Genomic DNA, 19,803 nt, shown 5'->3' with positions numbered 1-19,803 from the left:
CGAGCACCGCCCAAGGCCCCGGTGGGGCATGCCGGTTCACTGCCCGATGCGCCCCGGCTGCAACACCTTGCTGAACAGCACCGAGCCACCCTGCGCCCGCAGCCGCACGGTCAACTCGCCGCTGTGGCCGTCGATGTCGACCTCGCCGAAGTACTGCGGAGTCTCCATCGGTGACACGTTCGCGCGGTCGGGCGCCCGCACGAAGACCTGGTCGGGACCGAATGTCGTGTCCAGCGCGTTGGCGGGGAACTGACCGGCGGCCAGCGGTCCCGAGACGAACTCCCAGAACGGTGCGAAATCCTTGAACGCGGCACGCTTGGGCTCGTAGTGCTGTGCCGATGTGTAGTGCACATCGGCGGTCAGCCAGACGGTACCGGTGATGCGTTGGTGCTTGATGTACCGGAGCAGTTCCGCGATCTGGAGCTCGCGGCCGAGCGGTGCTCCGGGATCGCCCTGTGCGACCGCCTCGAAGTCCGTCGCACCGTCCGTGACCACCAGTCCGAGCGGCATGTCCGCGGCAATCACCTTCCACACCGCGCGGGACCGCGACAGCTCGTGCTTGAGCCAGCCGAGCTGTTCGGCGCCGAGGATGCCGGTGGTGTCGTCGGGTTGCCGGCCCGGGGAGTTGGCGTTGCGGAAGGACCGCATGTCCAGGACGAACACATCGAGCAGCGGACCGTGCCGCACCACACGGTGCATCCGGCCCTCGCCCGCGGAGGCATGCAGTGTGGACACCGGGAAGTACTCGCGAAATGCCCGCATCGAACGGGCTGCCAGCACATCGACGTTCTTCTCGGTGTAGCGGGGGTCGTCGAGGATCTGCCCGGGATACCAGTTGTTCCGTACCTCGTGGTCGTCCCACTGAACGATCGAAGGCACCTGCGCGTTGAACCGCCGGAGGTTCTCGTCGAGGAGGTTGTACCGGAAGTTCCCGCGGTACTCCGCAAGGGTCTCGGCGACCTTCGCCTTCTCCTCGGTGGTGATGTTGCGCCAGACCCGCCCGTCGGGCAGGTTCACGCTCGGCTCGATCACCCCGTCCGCGTAGATGTTGTCGCCGCTGCAGAGAAAGAAGTCCGGATCGAGACGGCGCATCTCTTCGTACACCACGAAACCGCCGATGTCCGGATTGATGCCCCAGCCCTGGCCCGCGATGTCGCCGGACCACAGGAAACGCACTCCGTCCCGGCGCCGGGCGGGCGCGGTCCGGAAGGTCCCGTACACCGGCTCGCCGGTGCGACGGGAGTCCGCGGGGTCGGCGAGCGTGACCCGGTAGTGCACCTGTTCACCGGGCGGCAGCGCATAGAGAGGTGTTGTCCCGGTGAAGTCCGTGCCGGGGCCGACCAGCGGTCCGTGCCACCTGCGGGTCCGCCGGAAGGACTCCGTCGCCGATGTCTCCACCACCATCCGGGCCGGGCGGTCCGAACGGACCCAGACCAGCGCCGACGACGAGGTGACATCGCCCACCTGCACACCCCATGCGGCCCGCGGCCGGCCGGACAGGGCGAAGGCAGGGGCCGCGGCGCCCACCACGGGGAGCGTGAGCGCGGCCGATGCGGCGAGCGAGCCGCGCAGCACACCACGGCGATCGAGGGACGGAATACGCGGATGGTACGACATCGGGACGCCTCCGGGCAGTGATCAGCGGACGAACGGCCGGCCGCCCCCACCCTTGTGGCCGTCGGAGTCGTGCACACCAACCTCAGGTGAACACCCGGCCCGGGCCCTCATCGATGTCCGGTCCCTTCGCGTCCCGTTGAGCCGCCGCCAGCAACCGCACACCCTCGACGATGTCCGAGGGAGGCAGATGCGCGTAGCCGAGTACCAGGCTCACCCCCTGGTCGGCGGAGGGCGTGGTGCCGAAGTCGCTCAGTGGCCGCAAAGCCACTCCGGCCTCGTCCACGCGCGCCATGAACACCGGTTCGGGACCGTACCTTTCGGGAAGTCGGGCGATGATGTACAGACCGGCGGCGATCCCGTTCACCTCGGTGCCGGGGAAGTGCTCCACCAGTGCCGCGGTGCCGCAAGGCGATTTAGACGTCTCGTCAACAACAAATACCGCTCGGTAGCTTGCAGTTCAAGGGGGCCGGACGATTCGTGGTGGACAGGGTGCGGCGGGTCGGCTGGGATGAGGGGGTGGCAGCCGATACCGCGACCGATGTCTTCGAGGAACACCGCTCCGTTCTCACCGGGGTGGCCTATCGCATGCTGGGCGGGATCGCCGACGCCGAGGACGTCGTGCAGGAGGCGTGGCTGCGCTGGTCGTCGGCGTCGCGTGAGGATGTGAGGGAGGCACGCGCCTTTCTCGTGAGGATCACCACCCGTCTCGCCATCGACCGACTGAGGCAGGCGCAGTCGAGGCGCGAGGCGTACGTCGGGCCATGGCTGCCGGAGCCCCTGGTCACCGACTTCGGGCCTGCTGTGCCCGATGCCGCGGAACAGGCCGTTCTCGCCGAATCGGTGTCGGTCGCCGTGCTTGTCGTCCTCGAATCGCTGTCGCCTCTGGAACGGGCCGTCTTCGTCCTGCGTGAGGCCTTCGGTTTCCCCTATGCGGAGATCGCCATCGCCCTGGACCGCTCCGAGGCCGCGGTGCGCCAGCTCGCGGGACGCGCGCGGCGCCATGTCGAGGAGCGCAAACCGCGATACGACGTCGATCCGGTCCACCGCCGTGATCTCACGGAGAGGTTCCTCGCGGCGGCGGCGGGCGGCGACATCGACGAGCTGCTGGCCCTCCTCGCGCCTGATGTGCGGCTCGTCGGTGACGGTGGTGGAAAGTCCAAGGCGCCGCTGAGGGTTATCGAGAGCGCCGACAAGGTCGGCCGTTTCCTGCTGGCCGTCACCCGCGATCAGGTCCCGGGCCCAGGCATCCGTTCTCTGGAGCTTAACGGCGGGCCGGGCCTGCTGGTGTTCTCGGGCGACCGGCTCGACTCCGTCTTCCAGGTGGACGTCAAGGACGGGCTCATTCAATGCGTATATATCGTGCGCAATCCGGACAAGCTGGCTTGTCTGCTCGGGTACTGACCGCGCCGCCCGGCGCCTCGGCGCGCTCTTACGCGGCACAAGCGCTTCCGGTCGCCCCGGACCCCATGTCCGAAGCCCTGCGGCCCGCCCGGTCGCGGGGCCTTGTGCTGCGGGCGGCTCACGGCATCACGAACGTCCTGTGAACGCTCTGCGGCAGAGACCTGTTTCGCTGTGTGACCAAGGAGGATTGGTCTTGACCAAGGGGGTGTCCCGTCCTATGGTCTGAACGTTAAGACAGGAACCTTTAATAAATAACATCGCGGAACAGCCGCTGGGCGATTGCGGAGGACAGGGTGGGGACCACGCAGCTGGAAACGGTGCAGGAGCCGAAGTACTGGCACCTCAAGACCGTGCTCAGTGAGGCACTCGACTCGGACTTCGCGGTGGGCGAGATCCTGCCCAACGAGCGCGAACTCGCCGCCCGGTTCGGAGTAGCCCGGGCGACGCTCCGGCAAGCTCTGGATCAGCTCGAACTCGAAGGCAGGCTGCAACGCCGCCGTGGCGTCGGGACCACCGTCGCCCCGCCGCGCGTCGGGGTCGCCGTCTCCACGGCACAGCGCGACTGGACCGACGGCGGCGCGGGCGAGGCATGGCAGCCCGTGGACTGCACGACAGCGGTCGCACCGGCGCCGGTGGTGGCCGTACTCGACGTGGCGGGTGACGAACCGGTGCACATCGTCCGCCGGATCCGGGTCACCCACGGGCAGGCGGTCGCGGCAGAACTCCTGTACGTCCCGTCGTCGTCCGTGCCCGAACTCTCCGCGATCGACGCCCCGTCCGGTCCTGCCCGGGCCCGCGGTGTCCTGCGCGAACTGCACCGCCTCGGCCTCGACGGTCAGGACCGTTCGGTGGAGCTCGGCTCGGCGCGTGTCGACGACGCCAAGGAGCTCGACCGGCTTCCCGGCGCCCCCGTTCTCGTCGTCACCACCCGCTACCTCGTGGCGGGCGGCATTGCTGCGCTCTCCGTCGCCACTTATCGGGCGGACACCTGCCGGCTCACCTTCGGTGACTCGGGTGACCTGGAGATTAGCCACCACAGCCAGGAGCGTCAGGCCTCCTGAGCACGTCCGGCCTCACTCGCCCGAGATGGTTCACGTACGGCCCGTCGCCCTCAGCGGCGGGTTGTTACCGTTGCCTCCACGGCGAAGAGCTGCTCCTCGACATGGTCGAGGGCGAGCCGCAGGGCGCCCGTGGCCACCGCCGCCTCGCCGAGCAGCGACAGGGTGACCCGCGGCGGCCGAAGACAGTAGCGGGCCAGCTCACGGCGGAGCGGGTCCAGCACACCGTCCAGCCCCGCGGCCCAACCGCCGATCACCACCAGCGCCGGGTCCAGGGCCAGCACCAGCGCCGCGACGTCGTGCACCAGACGCTGAATGAACCGCTCGACCGCAGCCTGCGCGCGGACATTGCCGTGCCGTGCCTCTGCGAACACGGCGGCGACCGCGGGCTCGTCCAACGGGTCCAATGGCGTGTCCGTCGTCGACAGAAGCTTCTCCGGCGTCGCCTCGCGGCCGAGGAGATGGAGCGCGCCGATCTCCCCCGCCGCACCGCCGAAACCGCGGTGCAGCCTTCCGCCGATCAGAGAACCGGCGCCCGGGCTCAGCCCGGCCAGCACGAACACGATGTCGTCCGTCTCGGTGGCCGCTCCCTTCCAGTGCTCCGCGACCGCCGCGGCATTGGCGTCGTTCTCCACGAGGACGGGGCAGCGGAAGGAGCGTCTCAGCCGCTCGCCCAGTGCCAGCCCCGTCCAGCCCGGCAGTGCGGTGCCCAGCCGAACGGTTCCATCGGCCTCCACGATGCCCGGGCTGCCGGCCCCGACCGCACGCAGACTGCTCCGGGCCACACCGGTCCGCCGCAGAACATCGGCGACCACGGCCCTGACCTTGTCGAGCCGGTCGTCCGCGCAGGCCGTCTCCGACACCTCGCGTGAGCCCGCTCCGACGATCCGCCCGTCGAGCCCCGACAGCAGAGCGGAGATCCGGTGCGGGCCGATCTCGATGCCGAGCAGATGCCCGGCCTCGGCGCGGAACCGGAACCGGCGCGCCGGCCGCCCCTGACGTCGGGCCCCGGCGCCGTCGGGCACCGACTCCACGACCAGCCCGGCCTCGAAGAGCCCTTCCACGATGCCCTCGACCGTCGGCCGGGACAGACCCGTGATCCGGGTCAGGTCCGTGAGGGTGGGGGAGTCGGCGCCTCGGAGGGCGTGCAGGACCACTGCGGAATTGATCCGTCGCAGCAGCGACGGATCCCCACCGGTCAGCCGGCCCACGGTGTGCCCTCCCAGCTCGTGCGCATGTCAGGCGGATCGTACTCGCTGCTCGGGTACAGGGCGACCGTGGGCCGGAACGGATATCCGCGGGAGGCAGTCCTCAGCTCGGAGCGACGAACCCGGACTCGTATGCCGCGATCACCGCTTGGGTGCGATCCCTCGCGCCCAACTTGGCCAGTACGGAGCTGACATGGGTCTTCACCGTCTCGACACCGACCACGAGCTTGGCGGCGATCTCCGCGTTCGACAGGCCACGGGCCATCAGGCGGAGGACCGCGGCCTCGCGCTCGGTAAGCGATGCCCGGTCCATGGCCGCACGCGCCCTGCTCGTACCGTACTCGGCGGCGAGTTGCCGGACCGCCGCCGGGAACAACAACGACTCGCCCTCTGCGACCAGGCGCACCGCATGCACGATCTCGGCGGGCCGGGCACGCTTGAGGAGGAACCCGTCCGCTCCGGCGCGCAGTGCCTCGTACACGTACTCGTCGTTCTCGAAGGTGGTGACCACCAGGATCTTCGGTGGCTCCGACACGGTCCGCAGTACCACCCGCGTCGCCTCTATGCCATCCATCAGCGGCATCCTGACGTCCATGGCCACCACGTCGGGACGCAGCTGATGCAGCAACGGGATGACCGCGGCGCCGTCACCGGCCTCGCCCACCACCTCGATATCGGGCTGGGCCTCAAGAACCGCACGCAGCCCCGTGCGGACGAGGGGTTCGTCATCGACCAGAAGAACGGTAACCGGCATCAGGTCAGCCTAGGCCGTTCAACGGAAGGCTGGCGTGCACCCTCCATTCGCCGTCGTACGGACCTGTCCTGGCCTTTCCGCCCAGCAGCGCGGCCCGCTCGCGGATGCCCCGCAGCCCGCTCCCACCGCCCGGCGTACTCGTGGAGCCGGCGAGCGGATTGGTCACCTCCATCTCCAGTCGGCCGTTCGTGACGCTGATCCGTACCCGGACGGGAACCGCGCCGGAGTGGCGGAGCACATTGGTGAGGGATTCCTGGAGGATGCGGTACCCCTCGCGGGAGACCGCCCCAGGAACCTGCTCCAGCGGACCGGAAACGTCCGCATCGATCTTCGCCCCCGAACCACGGGCGGAGTCCAGGAGCCGGTCCGCTTCCGCGAGCGTCGGCTGCTGTCCCACCGGAGTCCCCGACTCGCGCAACACCCGCAGAACCCGCTCCAGATCGTCGAGTGCATCCCGGCCGGTCTCCTCGATCGCGGCAAGCGCCCGCTCCGTGAAATCCGGGTCCCGAGCAGCCCGTGCCGCACCCGCCTGCACGACCGCGACCGTCAACGCGTGCCCGATGGAGTCGTGCAGCTCCCGTGCGATGCGGTTGCGCTCCAGCAACTGCTCGGTGCGCTCCTCCAGAGCGGTCAGCCGCTGCACCGGCGAGGGGCCGAGAAGCCGGCGCGCGGCGGCGGTGACCAACTCGCCGCTCGCCACGACCATGGCCAGCAGCACCAGGACGGGCAGAGGCGCGAGCAGGGCGTACCACCAATGCGGCTCCACTTCGCGGACCAGCCATTCGCCGCTCGGGCCTGCTCCCGTTGAGGTGACGACGAGGTCGATTGTGGTCGCCAGCAGACACACCGTTGCGTATCCCATGGCGGCGGCGAGCAGTAGTCGTATCTCCAGCCACAACACTGTTCGCCAACGGTCTGCCCAGGTGGCCGCAGCGGTTGCGGATATCGCGGCGTCGGGTCTGCCCCGCTCGGCAGGCGTGAGCAGGAGCTGCGCCTGGACACCCTCGGCCAGCCGCATGCCGGGCAATAGGCCCACCGGCACGGCGAAGACCACGGGCGCCCACGGCGCGTCCATGGAAATGAAGAACCACACGCTGCAGACCGCCCCCGGGAGGAGGAGATGCAACCACCGGGAGTAGGTGACAGGGGTGGCCAGCGGGCGGAGGAGACTGAACATGCTGCCATCGTGTCAGCCCGCACGGGCCCGGCGGCTCCCCCGAGCGAGGGAGATGATCCCCACCCGCGGGGGAGGCCGGGCGACCTGGGTGGCCGCCAGTCTGAGGACATGACCAGCATCGACGTCCATGAGCTCACAAAGGAATACGGCGCGACCCGCGCCGTGGACAGCCTCACGTTCAGCGTGCGCCCCGGCCGTGTCACCGGCTTTCTCGGCCCCAACGGGGCCGGTAAGTCCACCACCATGCGTCTCGTTCTCGGGCTGGACCGGCCCACCGGCGGCACGGCCACGATCGGTGGACAGCCCTACGCCGCACTCGGAAATCCGCTGCACCGGGTGGGCGCCCTGCTCGACGCCCAGGCCGCCCATGGTTCCCGTACTGCGCGGAACCACCTGCTGGCTCTCGCCGTCAGCAACGGCATGGGACCTCGGAGAGTGGACGAAGTCTTGGCGGAGGCAGGCCTCGGCCAAGTCGGCGGAGCGCGCATCAAGACGTTCTCGCTCGGCATGCGGCAACGACTGGGCATAGCCGCCGCGTTGCTCGGAGACCCGGAGGTCGTGATGCTCGACGAACCGTCGAACGGACTGGATCCGGAAGGAATCATCTGGATCCGTGAGCTGATGAAGCGGCTCGCCCGAGAAGGCCGCACGGTCCTGGTCTCCAGCCATCTCATGAACGAGACATCCTCGTTCGCCGACCACCTGGTGGTTCTCGGCCGTGGCCGGCTCCTCGCAGACCTGCCGATGCAGGAATTCCTGGACTCCCGCAGCCGGCCCCGGGTGCGGGTGCGCACGACCGAACCCACTCGGCTGAGCGATGTCCTGACCCGTAAGGGGTATGCACCTGCGCGGGATGACGACGGGCGTTGGACCGTAGAGGGTGCCAAGGCCGGAGAGATCGGTGCGATAGCCGCCGCCGAAGGTATTGCCGTCCTTGAACTCACGGACGAACAGGCCACATTGGAACAGGCATACCTCGACCTCACGGCCGATGCGATGGACTTCGTGTCCGCGGCGACCTCGTCCACCAACCACAAGGAGGCCTGAGCGTGTCCACCACAGCAGTGCTGCGATCCGAGTGGATCAAGACCAGATCGGTGCGGCCCGTCATCGGATCCCTGATAGCGGTCCTGCTCGTGACGCTCGCCATCACCGTGCTCGCATGCGCCACCGTCGGCCAGGCAGAGGCCGACAAGGCCGATACAGAGCTGCTCTTCGGTGCCTTCTACGCATTGAACTTCGGTCAGATCGCGGCCATCAGTTTCGGGGCGACCTCGATCTCGTCCGAGTATCTCAATGGCGCCCTGCGGATATCGCTTGCCGCGGTGCCGCGCCGCAATCTCTTCTACACGGCCAAGATGACCCTCGTCGGAGTGCCGGCTCTTGTCGTCGGCCTTGTCACCAGCTTCAGCGCCTTTCTGGTGGGACAGACGTTCATGGGCAAGTACGCGATCGGCCTGGGGGAGCCGGGTGCCCTGCGGGCAGCCTTCGGTGGTGGGATCTATCTCGCCCTGATGGCTCTGTTCGCGGCCGGACTGACGGTACTTCTGCGCAGCGCTGTGGCCGTGCTCAGTCTCCTCATCCCGTTCGTTCTGATCGTCTCCTTCGTGGTCGGAGACGTCGCAGGCGGGGCCGCGCAGTACCTGCCGGACCGGGCGGGGCAGTTGGTGCTGCACCAGAATCCCACCGGCAGCCTTGGACCGTGGAGCGGACTCGCGGTGACCGCCGCGTGGACCGCGGCCGCACTGATGGCAGGCTGGTGGGCGATCCGGCGCAGAGACGCATAGTCGGTCGCCGTCGGTCTCCACCTGGCAGAAGGGCACCCGGCAGAAGGGCACCCGGATGCAGGCTGAGCACTGTGGCGGTTGCGGCGCCGCAGCCACGGCCATGGCTGTTGAATTGAGCGGTGGGGAAGTGCCGAGGCCGTCAGGCTTCTTCGGTGGCAAGGAGGCCGTGCTCGACGGAGGCGCGGAGGCGCCCGTACTCCTCCGCCATCGTCTGAGCCGTCCAGTGGGCGTTCAGGCCACTGGGGTTGGGCAGGGCCCAGACACGGGCGCCGCCGATCCTGTGGTTCTGTGGGCCGATCCCGGCAGTCCGCCTCCCGAATGCGGTGCGGTAAGCGGTGACCCCCACAACAGCCAGCCACTGGGGTCGCAGTTGCTCGACCTTGGCTGCGAGGAGCCGGCCACCTTCCCGGAACTCCTCGGTGGACAGCTCGTCCGCTCGTGCGGTGGCCCTGGCCACCACATTGGTGATGCCGAGGCCGTATCGCAGCAGTTCGGTCTGTTCCGCCGGCTTCAGCTGCCGCGGGGTGAAGCCCGACCGATGGAGCACCGGCCAGAAGCGGTTGCCGGGGTGGGCGAAGTGGTAGCCCGTTGCCGCCGTCATCAGGCTCGGGTTGATCCCGCAGAACAGCACCCGCAGGCCTCCCGCGACCACATCGGAAACGGTGCGGTCGCGGGAGGCCCGCAGCTCTTCGGGTGTCATCCGTCTGTAGTGGGGCCGTCAGAGGATGGAGCCCGGCGTGTATCCGGCGGCCTCGGGGTGCTGCTTGGTGATGTCCTCGATGCGCGAGATCAGTGCGGTGACCTGGTCGCCCGCCGCTCCCGTGAAGGAGAGCTTGTCGGCCATCAGGGCGTCCAGCTGCGTGCGGTCCAGCGGGATGCGGTCGTCGGCGGCCAGCTTGTCGAGCAGTTCGTTGCGCTCGGCGCCCTGCTCGCGCATGGCCAGGGCCGAGGCGACAGCGTTTTCCTTGATCGCCTCGTGGGCGACCTCACGACCGACACCGGCGCGCACCGCGCCCATCAGGACCTTGGTCGTGGCGAGGAACGGCAGGTAGCGGTCGAGTTCACGGGCCACGACGGCAGGGAACGCGCCGAACTCGTCGAGCACCGTCAGGAAGGTCTCCAGCAGGCCGTCGAATGCGAAGAACGCGTCCGGGAGTGCCACACGGCGGACCACGGAACAGGACACGTCGCCCTCGTTCCACTGGTCGCCCGCCAATTCCCCGGTCATCGACGCGTAGCCGCGCAGGATCACCATCAGGCCGTTGACGCGCTCGCAGGAGCGGGTGTTCATCTTGTGAGGCATCGCGGACGAGCCGACCTGGCCCGGCTTGAAGCCCTCGGTCACCAGCTCGTGCCCAGCCATCAGACGGATTGTCTTCGCGACCGACGAGGGCGCCGCCGCCAGCTGTACGAGCGCGGTCACCACGTCGTAGTCGAGCGAGCGGGGGTAGACCTGGCCGACCGATGTGAAGGCATGGGCGAAACCGAGGTGCGTGGCGATGCGCTGCTCAAGGTCGGCGAGCTTTCCGGCGTCGCTGCCCAGCAGGTCGAGCATGTCCTGGGCCGTCCCCACGGGGCCCTTGATGCCCCGCAGCGGGTAGCGGTCCAGCAGGTCCTCCAGCCGCCCGTAGGCCACCAGGAGCTCATCCGCCGCGGTCGCGAAACGCTTGCCGAGCGTGGTCGCCTGAGCAGCGACGTTGTGGGAGCGGCCGGCCATGACCAGTTCGCGGTACTCGCCCGCCAGCTTGCCGAGCCGGGCCAGGACCGCGACCGTGCGGTCACGCATCAGCTCCAGGGAGAGCCGGATCTGAAGCTGCTCGACGTTCTCGGTGAGGTCCCGGGAGGTCATTCCCTTGTGGACCTGCTCGTGGCCGGCGAGGGCGTTGAACTCCTCGATCCGGGCCTTGACGTCGTGGCGGGTCACCTTTTCGCGCTCGGCGATCGAGGCCAGGTCGACCTGGTCGATGACACGTTCGTAGTCGGTGAGAGCGGCGTCCGGCACCTCGATCCCGAGGTCCTTCTGAGCGCGCAGCACCGCCAGCCACAGCCGGCGCTCCAGCTTCACCTTCTGCTCGGGGGACCAGAGGACGGCCAGCTCCGTGGAGGCATAGCGGCCGGCCAGGACATTGGGGATGCGAGGCTTCGCAGACACAGCAGTCACGTGTCCAGAGTTTACCTGGCGCCTTCAGCGGTTCGTGAGCGTCCACAAAGGCCATAAGGTCCAGGTCAGAGGCGACTGGACCAGCGTCTCACACACAGTGCGCGAGGCGTGCGTGAGGCGAAACGACCCCGGGCCGGAGACTCCAGCACTGCCGGGGACTGGGGAGAACCCTTCCGGTCGAGGGAGCCGAACCATGCAGGACCGTGGCCAGAGCGTCGAGCCGGGCGGCCTCCTTGCGACCGGTCTCGAAGCACTCGCCATGCCCGCGCCGGCCACAAGGAGACGTCCGTTCGCATCCTGACCGCGTCGTGCACACGCGGGTCGCCCTGGAGCGGGTCCAGCAGGGCGACGACTCCGGCAGGCCGACGAGCGCGCCGCGCACCGTTGTGGTGCCGACCCTTGACGACGGCCCGGTCACCCTCGTCTGTCGGGCCCGATGCACCGGCCGCACCGAGCATCCGGCCGAGTGCCGGGCCGTCCTCTCATCGGTGGGCTCCCTAAGGGCTGTCCTGTAATCCCTGGCGGGCGCGCGACGACAGCTACTTCCCCAAGCTCTCGGCTGCGCTCGAGCAGGGGAGGCCCCATCCTCGCCGCGTTGTCGGAACGTCCGAATACATCCAGTATGCGGACGTCCCTCCGCCTTGCGATGCACCGCATCTGACGCCGCGCGCTGATCCACCAGGGATTACGGGACAGCCCTTACGACGTCGTCGGCTATTGATGTTGAAGCGTGATGACCTGAGAGTTCGGCTGGTGGGTGATTTAGCGGGTCATCGGGCTGACGGGCACAAGTTCGGTGCTCGGCTTGCGGCGGGTGGGCCGCTGGGCGGCTCGGTCGGAGACCAGGCTGGCGACGGCCCGGTGCGTGGCCGGGTAGTGCTCGCGACGGCCGAGGAAGCGCTGCAGTGGGCGCCACTGCTTGTGCTCCGCGTTGGCGTGATCGACGCAGATCCGCGCCGAGGACTGTCGGCGCCGTTGCTCACGCCAGGCGTACTGGTCACCGAGCGGGGCGTCTTCCTTCGGCTTCTTCGGCGGCGCACTGACCTGTTCGGGGAACTCGTTCGCCAGACCCCGGTAACCCTCATCCACTTCGGCTCTCACATCCGGGTGGAGACGGAATTGCTCGGCGATGCCTTCGGTGCGCATCGCGGTCTGATCGTGCATTCTTCCAGGCCGGTCGGCCCCGGACCACAGGGTGCGGCCCTGACCATCGCTGATCGTCGTGGTCTTCATGGTGTTCTGCTTCTTCTTGCCGGAGACGAACGCGCAGCGGCCCGACCGGTGGGCCTTCGGGCGGCGGACCTGGGTCTCGGTCCCGTCGATCCGTAAGGTCACGCGCTCCGCATCGGCGTAGGCGAACACGTCGGCCAATGTTCGCAGGCGCAGTTCAGACTGGCCGGGGACCGCGAAGCCGCGGTCGGCGAGCAGCGGGCGGATCTCGCCGATGGCCTCGGTGACGGTGGAGCGGCCGACCGTGTACAACTCGGCGAGCGCGGCGTGCGGGAGCTGAGTGCGCAGGTGGACCAGCGCGACCAGCACTCGGTCGGTGAACACCAGCTCGTGCTTGCGGCCGGCCCCAGCGGCACGGTGACGCTTCCCTCCCCGCCGCTGATGCAATGCCGATTCCCGCCGGGCCTGCCACGGCCCGGCCAACTCCTCGATCAAACCGCCGAGATGTGCACGCGAGACGCCTGTGAAGGCAGGATGGGACAAAGCCGCACGGGCCCACTTCTTGGTCACACTCGAACAACCCGTACGGCCGGCCCCACGTCACGGCCTGAGACCGCGCTCATGCTTGGCGGGCAGGACGAAAGCCTTCCTCCAGGAACGCCGAAACCGCCTCGGTGAACGCCTCCGGCGCTGCGTGGTGGATCAGGTGTCCAACCGGGATGGTGACCACTCGCCCGCCAGGGATGCGGCGGGCGAGCTCGGCGACACCGTCCTGGGGAACATGACTGTGTGGGCCGCCGGCGAGCACGAGGGTCTCGGCGGTGATCTGGCCGAGTCGCTCCAGCCACCCGGGATCGGGCTGGTCGATCTGCCGCCTGACGGCCAGCACCATCTCCCAGTCGAAGGTCAGGGCGCCGTCCGGCCTGGCCGGGGTGCTCGGCTCCCGGGGACGAGGGACCGGCACATCCTCCAGGACGAGCCGGCTCACCCGCTGCGGATGGTCCTCCGCGAGCAGGTAGGCCACGATCCCGCCCATGGAGTGCCCGATCAGATCCACTGGTCCAAGTCCCAGTGCGTCCAGGAACCGGAGCACATCGGCCTGCATGAGTTCGAGTGAGTAGTCCCCCGGCCAGTCGCTTCGGCCGTGACCGCGAAGATCGAGGGCATACGCCCTTCGACTCCGGGCGAGGGCGGGCACAACCACCTCCCAGTCGGTGGCATCCTCGCCCAGCGCATGCAACAGGACGAGCGGCGGAGCATCCGGAGGACCCGACATCTGATAAGCCAGCCGGACCTCGCCAACGTCGACCGAGCGTTGATCAACCATGTCCGGAGGATATGCGGACGGGTCCTACCGGAGATTGGCGTTCACCAGCAGCCGAACCACCATCCCCAGTCAGCAGCTCGGGTTCTCAGCCACACGGTTCCGGCCCCGATCTTCAATAGCCGACAACGCCGTTAGTGCTGGACGGCTGCCTCGCCGCCTCGTCCGTGGTCAGCGGCAGGTCGGCCACCACTGCGAACCCACCATCGGCCTGCGGGCCGACGGTGAGGGTGCCGCCATGCGGGGCGACGCGCTCGCGCATGCCGATCAGGCCGTAACCGGCCGAGCCAACCGAAGACGCCCCCACCTGCGGCGTTGTGCTCCCACCGTCGTCCCGCACTTCGACGGTGACCCGAAGGACGTCATGAAGGTCGACCCCCTGATCATTCCCGGCTGCCCGAACGCCGTGACCGCAGCCGACCGGCTTCGCCGTGCCCTCGGCGAGCTCGGCCGGCAGGACATGGCGTTCCGGACGCGCACCATCACAGGCCACGCGGACGCCGAGGCCGCGTGTTTCACCGGCTCCCCGACTGTCCTGATCGACGGCTGGGACCTCTTTGAGGAGCCCGGCCGGGCGCCGGGCCCGGCCTGCCGCCTCTACCAGACCGCGGACGGCTCGGCCGGCGGACCCACACGGCCGACCAGCTGTGCCAAGCTCTGACCAGCGCCCTCTACGCTGTTCGGCAGATCCGGCAAGGGAGGGAAGTGAGCTGACATGAACGACGGCGACAAGGAGCTGGCCGAGGTGCAGCGGCAGCACTGGCAGAACACGTACACCGCCCACCCGGGTATGTACGGCGAGGAGACTTCCACCACTGCTGTCCCTGCCGCGCAGGTCTGCCCTGCCGCCGGAGCCCAGGACGTACGGGAACTGGGCGCCGGACACGGCCGCGACGCCCTGTACTCCCCCCGCGAGGACTCCACCGCCGAGGCCGCCGACTCCAGCCCCACCGGCCTGCAGCAACGCCGCCAGGCCGCCCAAGCCCAGGGCACCGCGGAACGGGTGACCACCGCGGTGCACGACGTGTGCGAGCCGCTCCCCCTGGCCGACGCCTCCATGGACGCCGTCTTCGCACACATGCCGCGGGCCGACCTCACCATCGACGGCACCGGACTGCTGTGCGTGACGCTCCTGCTCCGCCTGCGCAAGCAGATCGAAGGAGCCCCCGCCGGCACCGTGGTGCACGTCACCGCGACGGACCCAGCGGCCCCCCTCGATCTGCCGGCCTGGTGTCACATGGTCGGCCACGACTACCTCGGCCCCGTGCCCGGCAACCCGCTGGTGTACGCCATCCGACTGGCTGCAGACGCACTCCCCACCCTCGCTGACGCGCCGTGGCATCCCGCGCCCACCTCGCGCCGCGACTGAACTGCAAAGCCACGACAGGACCTCGGGCTGTCGGCCGGTGCCATTCCACAACTTCTGATGGCCGGAACCACCAGCATCCTCAACGGACACGACAGCTCCCCAGAAGTGAGCAGGCCGGCTGCTTGGGGTGGTGATGCCCACCGCCGTCACCTTGCGTCCCGACTCCACCTGGGCGTAGTGGTGCTGCCGTGACGCCGCGGTCGCGGCGCCCTCGGCGCTCCGGGTGCCGGCCGGTGTGTGCTGTGTGCGGATGGCCGGGGTGGCCGGCCTGCGGGGTGGCCTCGTTCCGCCTCGGGCCGGGCCGAACCACGGAGGCCAGGTCCTCGGTGTCGTGGCACGCGGCGGTGGACCGGTCGGCCTGCAGGTGGGCGAGTTCGTCCTCGTCGAGCGCCCTGCCATCGGCCATGGGCGGCACATGCGTGGCCAGCAGCGACCGCTCGCTGTCCGCGAGTTGGCGACAGCGGAGGCCGTCGGCGTAACCGCGGTCCCCTTCGTCCTGCGTGGTGAACATGTGCGGGGCACATCCTTCCCGGAAGCGGCGGTCTCAAAGGAGCAGCAGAGGGCCGGGTCATGTGGCGGCCTCGGCCGGCCCCGGCGGGCGGGAGGCGTCAGGTCCGGCCCGCAGCGGTGCAGAGCGTGCCGTTGCTGTCGGAGACCGGAAACGCAGTGTCCTGATGGGTCTGGAGGATCGCGGCGGCGCCGGGGTCCGTGGTCATCTTCGCCATCTCCTCGATAGCGTCTCGTCGCGAGTCTCGCTCTTGTGCTGGGCGGTGGTGGGGGCAGCCGGCACGGTGGGCCTTCCGGACAGAGGCGTCATGCGGGATCCGAGACGGTGGGCGAGTTGGGGCGCGGGATGGTGCCGGCGGGGGCGTACTGGGCGGCCTGGGCATCGAACATCGAGGCGTAGCGCCCTCCAGCGGCCATGAGTTCGTCGTGGCTGCCGTGCTCGGCCAGTCGCCCGTGGTGCAGGACGTAGATGCGGTCGGCGCGGCGGACGCCGGACATGCGGTGGGTGACCAGGACGACGGCGCGGTGCGGGGCGGCGAGCCGGCGGATACGGTCGAATGCTTCGATCTCGGCTTCCGGATCCAGGGCGGAGGTGGGTTCGTCCACGATGAGGACGCTGTCTGCCCGGGATGTCGAGCTACGCCAGTGGGTGCGGGCAAGGCCCACTTTCTGCCATTCACCGCCGGACAGTTCGATGGCTCCGCGGAACATGCGGGCCAGCAGGCTCTGCAGGCCGTCGGGGAGTCTGGCGACGACGGGGCCGGCTCCGGCGTAGTCGACGGATGCCTGCAGGTCTTCCGACGAGGCGTCGTGGTCGGGCCGCCCGATCCGGATGTTCATCGCGGCCGTCACGGGCCAGCGTTGGAAATCCTGGGTGAGCAGTGCGACGCGGTCGAAGACCTGGGAGCGATCCAGGCCGGCGACGTCCAGATCGCCCCACCGCACGGTCCCGCCCTGGGGCAGCAGCAGGCCCGAGAGGATCTTCATCAGTGTGCTCTTGCCGGAGCCGTTCTCGCCCACCACGGCCGTGACCGAGCCCATGGGGAACGTGAGCGTCACGTCGTCCAGCGCCGGAGTCTCACGGTCGGGATAGCGATAGGTGACCTGATCGAGGGCGACCTGCTCGACCTGCTGCGGGACCGGACTGCCTGTCTCGGGGATGGTGCGTCGGGCGGCCTCGGTCAGGAAGCGTCCGTGATCGCGGACGTACAGGGACTCCTCGTGCAGCTGGTTCACATTCATCACCAGAGCGCCCAGGCTCGCCGAGCCGGAGCGGACGGCGATCACCGCGGTGCCGGCCACCGCCAGGCCCATGCGCCCGCTCATGATCAGCCAGATCATGGTCCCGTACGTGGCCGCCATCGCCACTCCGGACAGACCGGAGGCCACCCACTCGGTGACCGCCTTGCTGGAGGCCAGTCGCTCCTGCTCGGCCTCGGCGCTCCGGGCCATGCGCTGGTAGCGGCTGAGCAGGAACGGGCCGACGCCGTGGATACGCACTTCCTGGGCGGCCGCGCGCTCGGTCAGGAGGTTGCCGATCAGACGGCTGGCCCGCAGGTGCTCGATCCAGCTCATCACCGACACGTAGCGTTCCTGCGCAACCCGCATGGCTCCCCAGCCCCGTGGGGCGGCGATAAGGATCAGCATGGGCAGCAGGGCGGGGTGCAGGACGGTGAGCACGCCGGCCGTGGCCACCAGGGAGATGGTGCTGTTCAGCGCGGCGACACAGGCGCTGATCATGCGGCGGGCCGAAGCCGGGCCGTACTGCGCGATGTCGATCAGCCGCCGGAAGTCCGGATCGTCGATGGCTTCCAGCTCGACCGAGGCGGCGGCAGCCAGATACTGGGTGGTGGCGATCCGCTCGACGAGCGGTTCCAGGCGGCCCGCCCGGGAGGTGGACCACCCGGCAAGTGCCGAGTTGACGACGGCGATCGCGGCCGCGGCGAGCAGACCGGGCAGCACGGCATGCAGCCGATCCACGGTACTGCCGGAGCCGAGGAGGGCGTGCATGACGGCATTGACGGCAAGCAGCCCGACGGCCGTGGCGATACCTTGCCCGATCTCGCTGATTCCGACGGCGCTGAGCGCCCGGCGATCCGTGTTCCACGCCATGCGCAGTGTCCCGCCGACCAGAGTCGGCATCGATCGCAGGGCGGACAGCATGGTCAAGTCCAGCCGTGCGTGCTCGTGTTGTGACCAGCCCATGTCGTAGCGCAGCGGGCCGCCGAAGAGCTCGCGCTCCGCATCGGAAACCTCCGGCTCGGCCGGCCTGACCCTTCCGAAGAACCTCTTCACCGGGTGCCTCCCCGTGCGGGCCGGTTCAGCGGCCTGTACGAACGTCCGTGGGGCCGGGCACGGGCTGTGTCGGCCGCAGCGCGGGCTACCGCGGGAATGCTGCTGGAGTGCGTCATGCCAGGTACCTCGTATCCGGTCGGGAGGCGCCGGCCAGGAACCTGCCCAAGCTGCCGATGCGGCAGACGGAGGTATCGGAGGGAGCGGTGACGGTTTCGAACGCAGGATCAACGAGGGCAGGTCGAGGAGGGGTATGCATGGGCGCTCCCGGAGGCGTGATGCGGACAGGTAATCGGATAACGGGGGGTTATCCGTCCCCGTAACGGGGCTGCGGGGGCGAAATCTAGAACGTGTTTTCGCATTCTCGATCCAGCCGCAGCGGTGCCGGGATGATGGATCGTGATGCTGAGTTCGATCACTCCTGTGGGTGTGGGTACTCCTTCCGGGGGATTGCGAGGGTTGGCGGAACTCCTCACCGCTCAGGCGTCGTCGGTGTGGACAGCGGTTCGCATCGCGTATTGCCGAGTCGTGGAAGCCGCCGGGTGCGGACGCCGGTATGCGGATCCGGCCGGAGTGTGGCAAGTGGCTCGTCCGTCACCGCTCCAGCGGCGGGCGCAGGGTGGGGCACAGTGGCTCGCCCGGGTGCACGTCCGCGATCGGCTTGGGCATGTCCGGATCCAGGACCTCACCGAGGATCACGTCCAGGAGTTCATCGACGGCCGGGCCGCTGAACACGCGGCACCTCCGCGCGCACCCATCGGCTCATGCGCGAGCCGGAGATGCGAAGGGCGCGGCTCCGCGATGCGCGGCACTCGTGCCTCGGCCACCTCGCTGCGAAGGGTGTGCCTGACGTCGTCCTCGCCGCCTGGGCGGGGCGCACGAAAGCGGCCTTCACCGAGGTCGAGTACGTCCACGTGGAGGCCGAGGAACTGCGGACGGCTGCGGCCGGGTGGGACGCTTTCCATGGGGCCGCAGCCGACCGGCAGGGGGAATCTGTGAGAGATGATCAGTAGTTGATCTACTGAAGGCGCTCTGACCTGAGTCTGTCCGTGCGCGTGCAGAGCAGTGTCCAGAATCTGCCGGCGGTCTGTGCGGGCCGGCGCCGTGGTCCGGTTCGTGGGTGGCTACGGGAGCGGAGGCGCGTCCACCCGGCGCCACGTCGTCACCGGGCCGGGGTCGCGGGCATCCTCGGGGGTGACCCAGAACGCCCTGCCCAGTTCGGCGCTGTACTGGGCACCCGTCCGCCCGTCCCCGGACGAGCGGCCGGTCAGACGGCGACCGATCCACGGCATCAGGTGGCGACGGGCGAAGCGGAGGTCCTCGGCGCGTCGTACCGCCCACCTCGGGGGCACGGCGGCCGGGAGCGGCGTTCGCCAGTCGCGCTCCTGTGGCAGCCCCAGCTTCTGCCAGACCGCCTCGGCAACCCTGTGGTGCCCGTCGGCCGTCAAATGGAGCCGGTCGACGTCCCACAACCGGGGATCGCCCAGGGCCGGTGCCCCGTAAAGATCGACGACCAGCGCGCCGTGGCGGGCGGCCAACTCGTCGACCAGGGAGAACAGCTCCTCCATCCGCGGGCGGAAGCGCTCCATCACCGGGCCGTTGCGGCCGGGGCTGCGCATGAGCACAAGCTGTCTGCACGAGGGAGCGAGACGTTCCACGGCTTCGTCGAGCCGTCCCCGGACCATGCCCATGTCGCACTTGGGCCGCAGTGCGTCGTTGAGACCGCCGACGAGTGTGATGACATCCGGCCGCATAGCGGCCGCCACGTCGACCTGTTCGTCGACGATCTGGCCGATCAGCTTGCCCCGTACAGCGAGATTCGCGTAGCGGAACCCCGGCGTACGGGCCGCGAGCCGTCCGGCGAGGACATCGGCCCAGCCCCGGTACGAGCCGTCGGGCAGCAGGTCCGACATGCCCTCGGTGAACGAGTCGCCGACCGCGACAAGACTGGTGTAGGAGGCATTCATTTCCATGGCGA

At 69.2% G+C, this 19,803-nt stretch carries 19 protein-coding genes and 1 pseudogene; 6 read left to right on the top strand and 14 right to left on the bottom strand.

Translation table 11 applies throughout. From position 1 onward, the window contains the following. Nucleotides 1-36 precede the first annotated feature (36 nt). Both ACF08M_RS12650 and ACF08M_RS12645 read right to left on the bottom strand, forming a co-directional pair. Nucleotides 37-1,617, bottom strand: coding sequence for an alkaline phosphatase D family protein (locus ACF08M_RS12650; protein ID WP_392185224.1), 1,581 nt, complete (start codon nucleotides 1,615-1,617; stop codon nucleotides 37-39). A gap of 82 nt (nucleotides 1,618-1,699) precedes the next feature. Next, nucleotides 1,700-2,014: pseudogene (locus ACF08M_RS12645) on the bottom strand (PLP-dependent aminotransferase family protein); the annotation flags it as partial. A gap of 119 nt (nucleotides 2,015-2,133) precedes the next feature. Here ACF08M_RS12645 and ACF08M_RS12640 point away from each other — a divergent pair. After that, the gene (locus ACF08M_RS12640) at nucleotides 2,134-3,018 is read left to right on the top strand and encodes an RNA polymerase sigma-70 factor (protein WP_392185223.1); all 885 of its coding nucleotides are present in this window, start codon (nucleotides 2,134-2,136) and stop codon (nucleotides 3,016-3,018) included. 293 nt (nucleotides 3,019-3,311) lie between these two features. Then, nucleotides 3,312-4,079, top strand: coding sequence for a GntR family transcriptional regulator (locus ACF08M_RS12635; protein ID WP_392185222.1), 768 nt, complete (start codon nucleotides 3,312-3,314; stop codon nucleotides 4,077-4,079). 50 nt (nucleotides 4,080-4,129) lie between these two features. Here ACF08M_RS12635 and ACF08M_RS12630 read toward each other — a convergent pair whose 3' ends face one another. From ACF08M_RS12630 to ACF08M_RS12620, 3 genes are all read right to left on the bottom strand, one after another. Beyond that, on the bottom strand, nucleotides 4,130-5,287 hold the full coding sequence (locus ACF08M_RS12630) for an ROK family transcriptional regulator (RefSeq protein WP_392185221.1): 1,158 nt from the start codon (nucleotides 5,285-5,287) through the stop codon (nucleotides 4,130-4,132). A gap of 100 nt (nucleotides 5,288-5,387) precedes the next feature. Then, on the bottom strand, nucleotides 5,388-6,038 hold the full coding sequence (locus tag ACF08M_RS12625) for a response regulator (RefSeq protein ID WP_392185220.1): 651 nt from the start codon (nucleotides 6,036-6,038) through the stop codon (nucleotides 5,388-5,390). 4 nt (nucleotides 6,039-6,042) lie between these two features. Further along, a complete protein-coding gene (locus tag ACF08M_RS12620) occupies nucleotides 6,043-7,215 on the bottom strand; it encodes a sensor histidine kinase (protein ID WP_392185219.1) in 1,173 nt (390 codons plus the stop codon). Between the two features lie 108 nt (nucleotides 7,216-7,323). Between ACF08M_RS12620 and ACF08M_RS12615 the strand changes: the two genes are divergently transcribed. After that, the gene (locus tag ACF08M_RS12615; RefSeq protein WP_392185218.1) at nucleotides 7,324-8,262 is read left to right on the top strand and encodes an ABC transporter ATP-binding protein; all 939 of its coding nucleotides are present in this window, start codon (nucleotides 7,324-7,326) and stop codon (nucleotides 8,260-8,262) included. Beyond that, entirely contained in the window at nucleotides 8,259-9,002 is a 744-nt protein-coding gene (locus tag ACF08M_RS12610) for an ABC transporter permease (RefSeq protein ID WP_392185306.1), read from the top strand. The genes ACF08M_RS12615 and ACF08M_RS12610 overlap by 4 nt, the downstream gene beginning before the upstream one ends. A gap of 139 nt (nucleotides 9,003-9,141) precedes the next feature. Here the strand turns inward: ACF08M_RS12610 and mug are convergent, their stop codons facing one another. The 5 genes from mug to ACF08M_RS12585 all read right to left on the bottom strand — a co-directional run bounded on the left by mug (nucleotide 9,142) and on the right by ACF08M_RS12585 (nucleotide 13,964). Next, nucleotides 9,142-9,702 carry a G/U mismatch-specific DNA glycosylase gene (gene mug, locus ACF08M_RS12605; RefSeq protein WP_392185217.1) on the bottom strand — a complete coding sequence of 187 codons (561 nt, stop codon included), beginning with the start codon at nucleotides 9,700-9,702 and terminating at the stop codon, nucleotides 9,142-9,144. A gap of 18 nt (nucleotides 9,703-9,720) precedes the next feature. After that, complete coding sequence (purB, locus tag ACF08M_RS12600; RefSeq protein WP_392185216.1) at nucleotides 9,721-11,163, bottom strand: adenylosuccinate lyase; 1,443 nt, start codon at nucleotides 11,161-11,163, stop codon at nucleotides 9,721-9,723. 762 nt (nucleotides 11,164-11,925) lie between these two features. Continuing rightward, nucleotides 11,926-12,903 (bottom strand): transposase family protein, encoded by a 978-nt coding sequence (locus ACF08M_RS12595; protein WP_392185215.1) that lies wholly within the window; start codon nucleotides 12,901-12,903, stop codon nucleotides 11,926-11,928. Between the two features lie 49 nt (nucleotides 12,904-12,952). After that, the gene (locus tag ACF08M_RS12590) at nucleotides 12,953-13,660 is read right to left on the bottom strand and encodes an alpha/beta fold hydrolase (protein ID WP_392185214.1); all 708 of its coding nucleotides are present in this window, start codon (nucleotides 13,658-13,660) and stop codon (nucleotides 12,953-12,955) included. Nucleotides 13,661-13,772: 112 nt separating this feature from the next. Then, nucleotides 13,773-13,964, bottom strand: a complete 192-nt coding sequence (locus ACF08M_RS12585) for a hypothetical protein (RefSeq protein ID WP_392185213.1) — start codon at nucleotides 13,962-13,964, stop codon at nucleotides 13,773-13,775. 57 nt (nucleotides 13,965-14,021) lie between these two features. Here ACF08M_RS12585 and ACF08M_RS12580 point away from each other — a divergent pair, with 57 nt between their 5' ends. Together ACF08M_RS12580 and ACF08M_RS12575 are read left to right on the top strand one after the other, a co-directional pair. Beyond that, on the top strand, nucleotides 14,022-14,318 hold the full coding sequence (locus ACF08M_RS12580) for a hypothetical protein (protein ID WP_392185212.1): 297 nt from the start codon (nucleotides 14,022-14,024) through the stop codon (nucleotides 14,316-14,318). 54 nt (nucleotides 14,319-14,372) lie between these two features. Continuing rightward, entirely contained in the window at nucleotides 14,373-15,026 is a 654-nt protein-coding gene (locus tag ACF08M_RS12575; protein ID WP_392185211.1) for a sulfurtransferase TusA family protein, read from the top strand. A 79-nt stretch (nucleotides 15,027-15,105) separates the two neighbouring features. Here ACF08M_RS12575 and ACF08M_RS12570 read toward each other — a convergent pair whose 3' ends face one another. The 4 genes from ACF08M_RS12570 to ACF08M_RS12555 all read right to left on the bottom strand — a co-directional run bounded on the left by ACF08M_RS12570 (nucleotide 15,106) and on the right by ACF08M_RS12555 (nucleotide 19,798). After that, a complete protein-coding gene (locus ACF08M_RS12570; protein ID WP_392185210.1) occupies nucleotides 15,106-15,537 on the bottom strand; it encodes a hypothetical protein in 432 nt (143 codons plus the stop codon). 302 nt (nucleotides 15,538-15,839) lie between these two features. Next, nucleotides 15,840-17,828 (bottom strand): ABC transporter ATP-binding protein, encoded by a 1,989-nt coding sequence (locus ACF08M_RS12565; RefSeq protein ID WP_392185209.1) that lies wholly within the window; start codon nucleotides 17,826-17,828, stop codon nucleotides 15,840-15,842. Between the two features lie 591 nt (nucleotides 17,829-18,419). Then, nucleotides 18,420-18,560, bottom strand: coding sequence for a hypothetical protein (locus ACF08M_RS12560; RefSeq protein ID WP_392185208.1), 141 nt, complete (start codon nucleotides 18,558-18,560; stop codon nucleotides 18,420-18,422). Nucleotides 18,561-18,949: 389 nt separating this feature from the next. Continuing rightward, a complete protein-coding gene (locus tag ACF08M_RS12555) occupies nucleotides 18,950-19,798 on the bottom strand; it encodes an SGNH/GDSL hydrolase family protein (RefSeq protein WP_392185207.1) in 849 nt (282 codons plus the stop codon). Between the last annotated feature and the right edge of the window lie 5 nt (nucleotides 19,799-19,803).

It is taken from the genome of Streptomyces sp. NPDC015032 (assembly GCF_043080425.1).
GTDB lineage: Bacteria > Actinomycetota > Actinomycetes > Streptomycetales > Streptomycetaceae > Streptomyces.
This window is presented reverse-complemented; position numbering and strand designations above follow the sequence as displayed.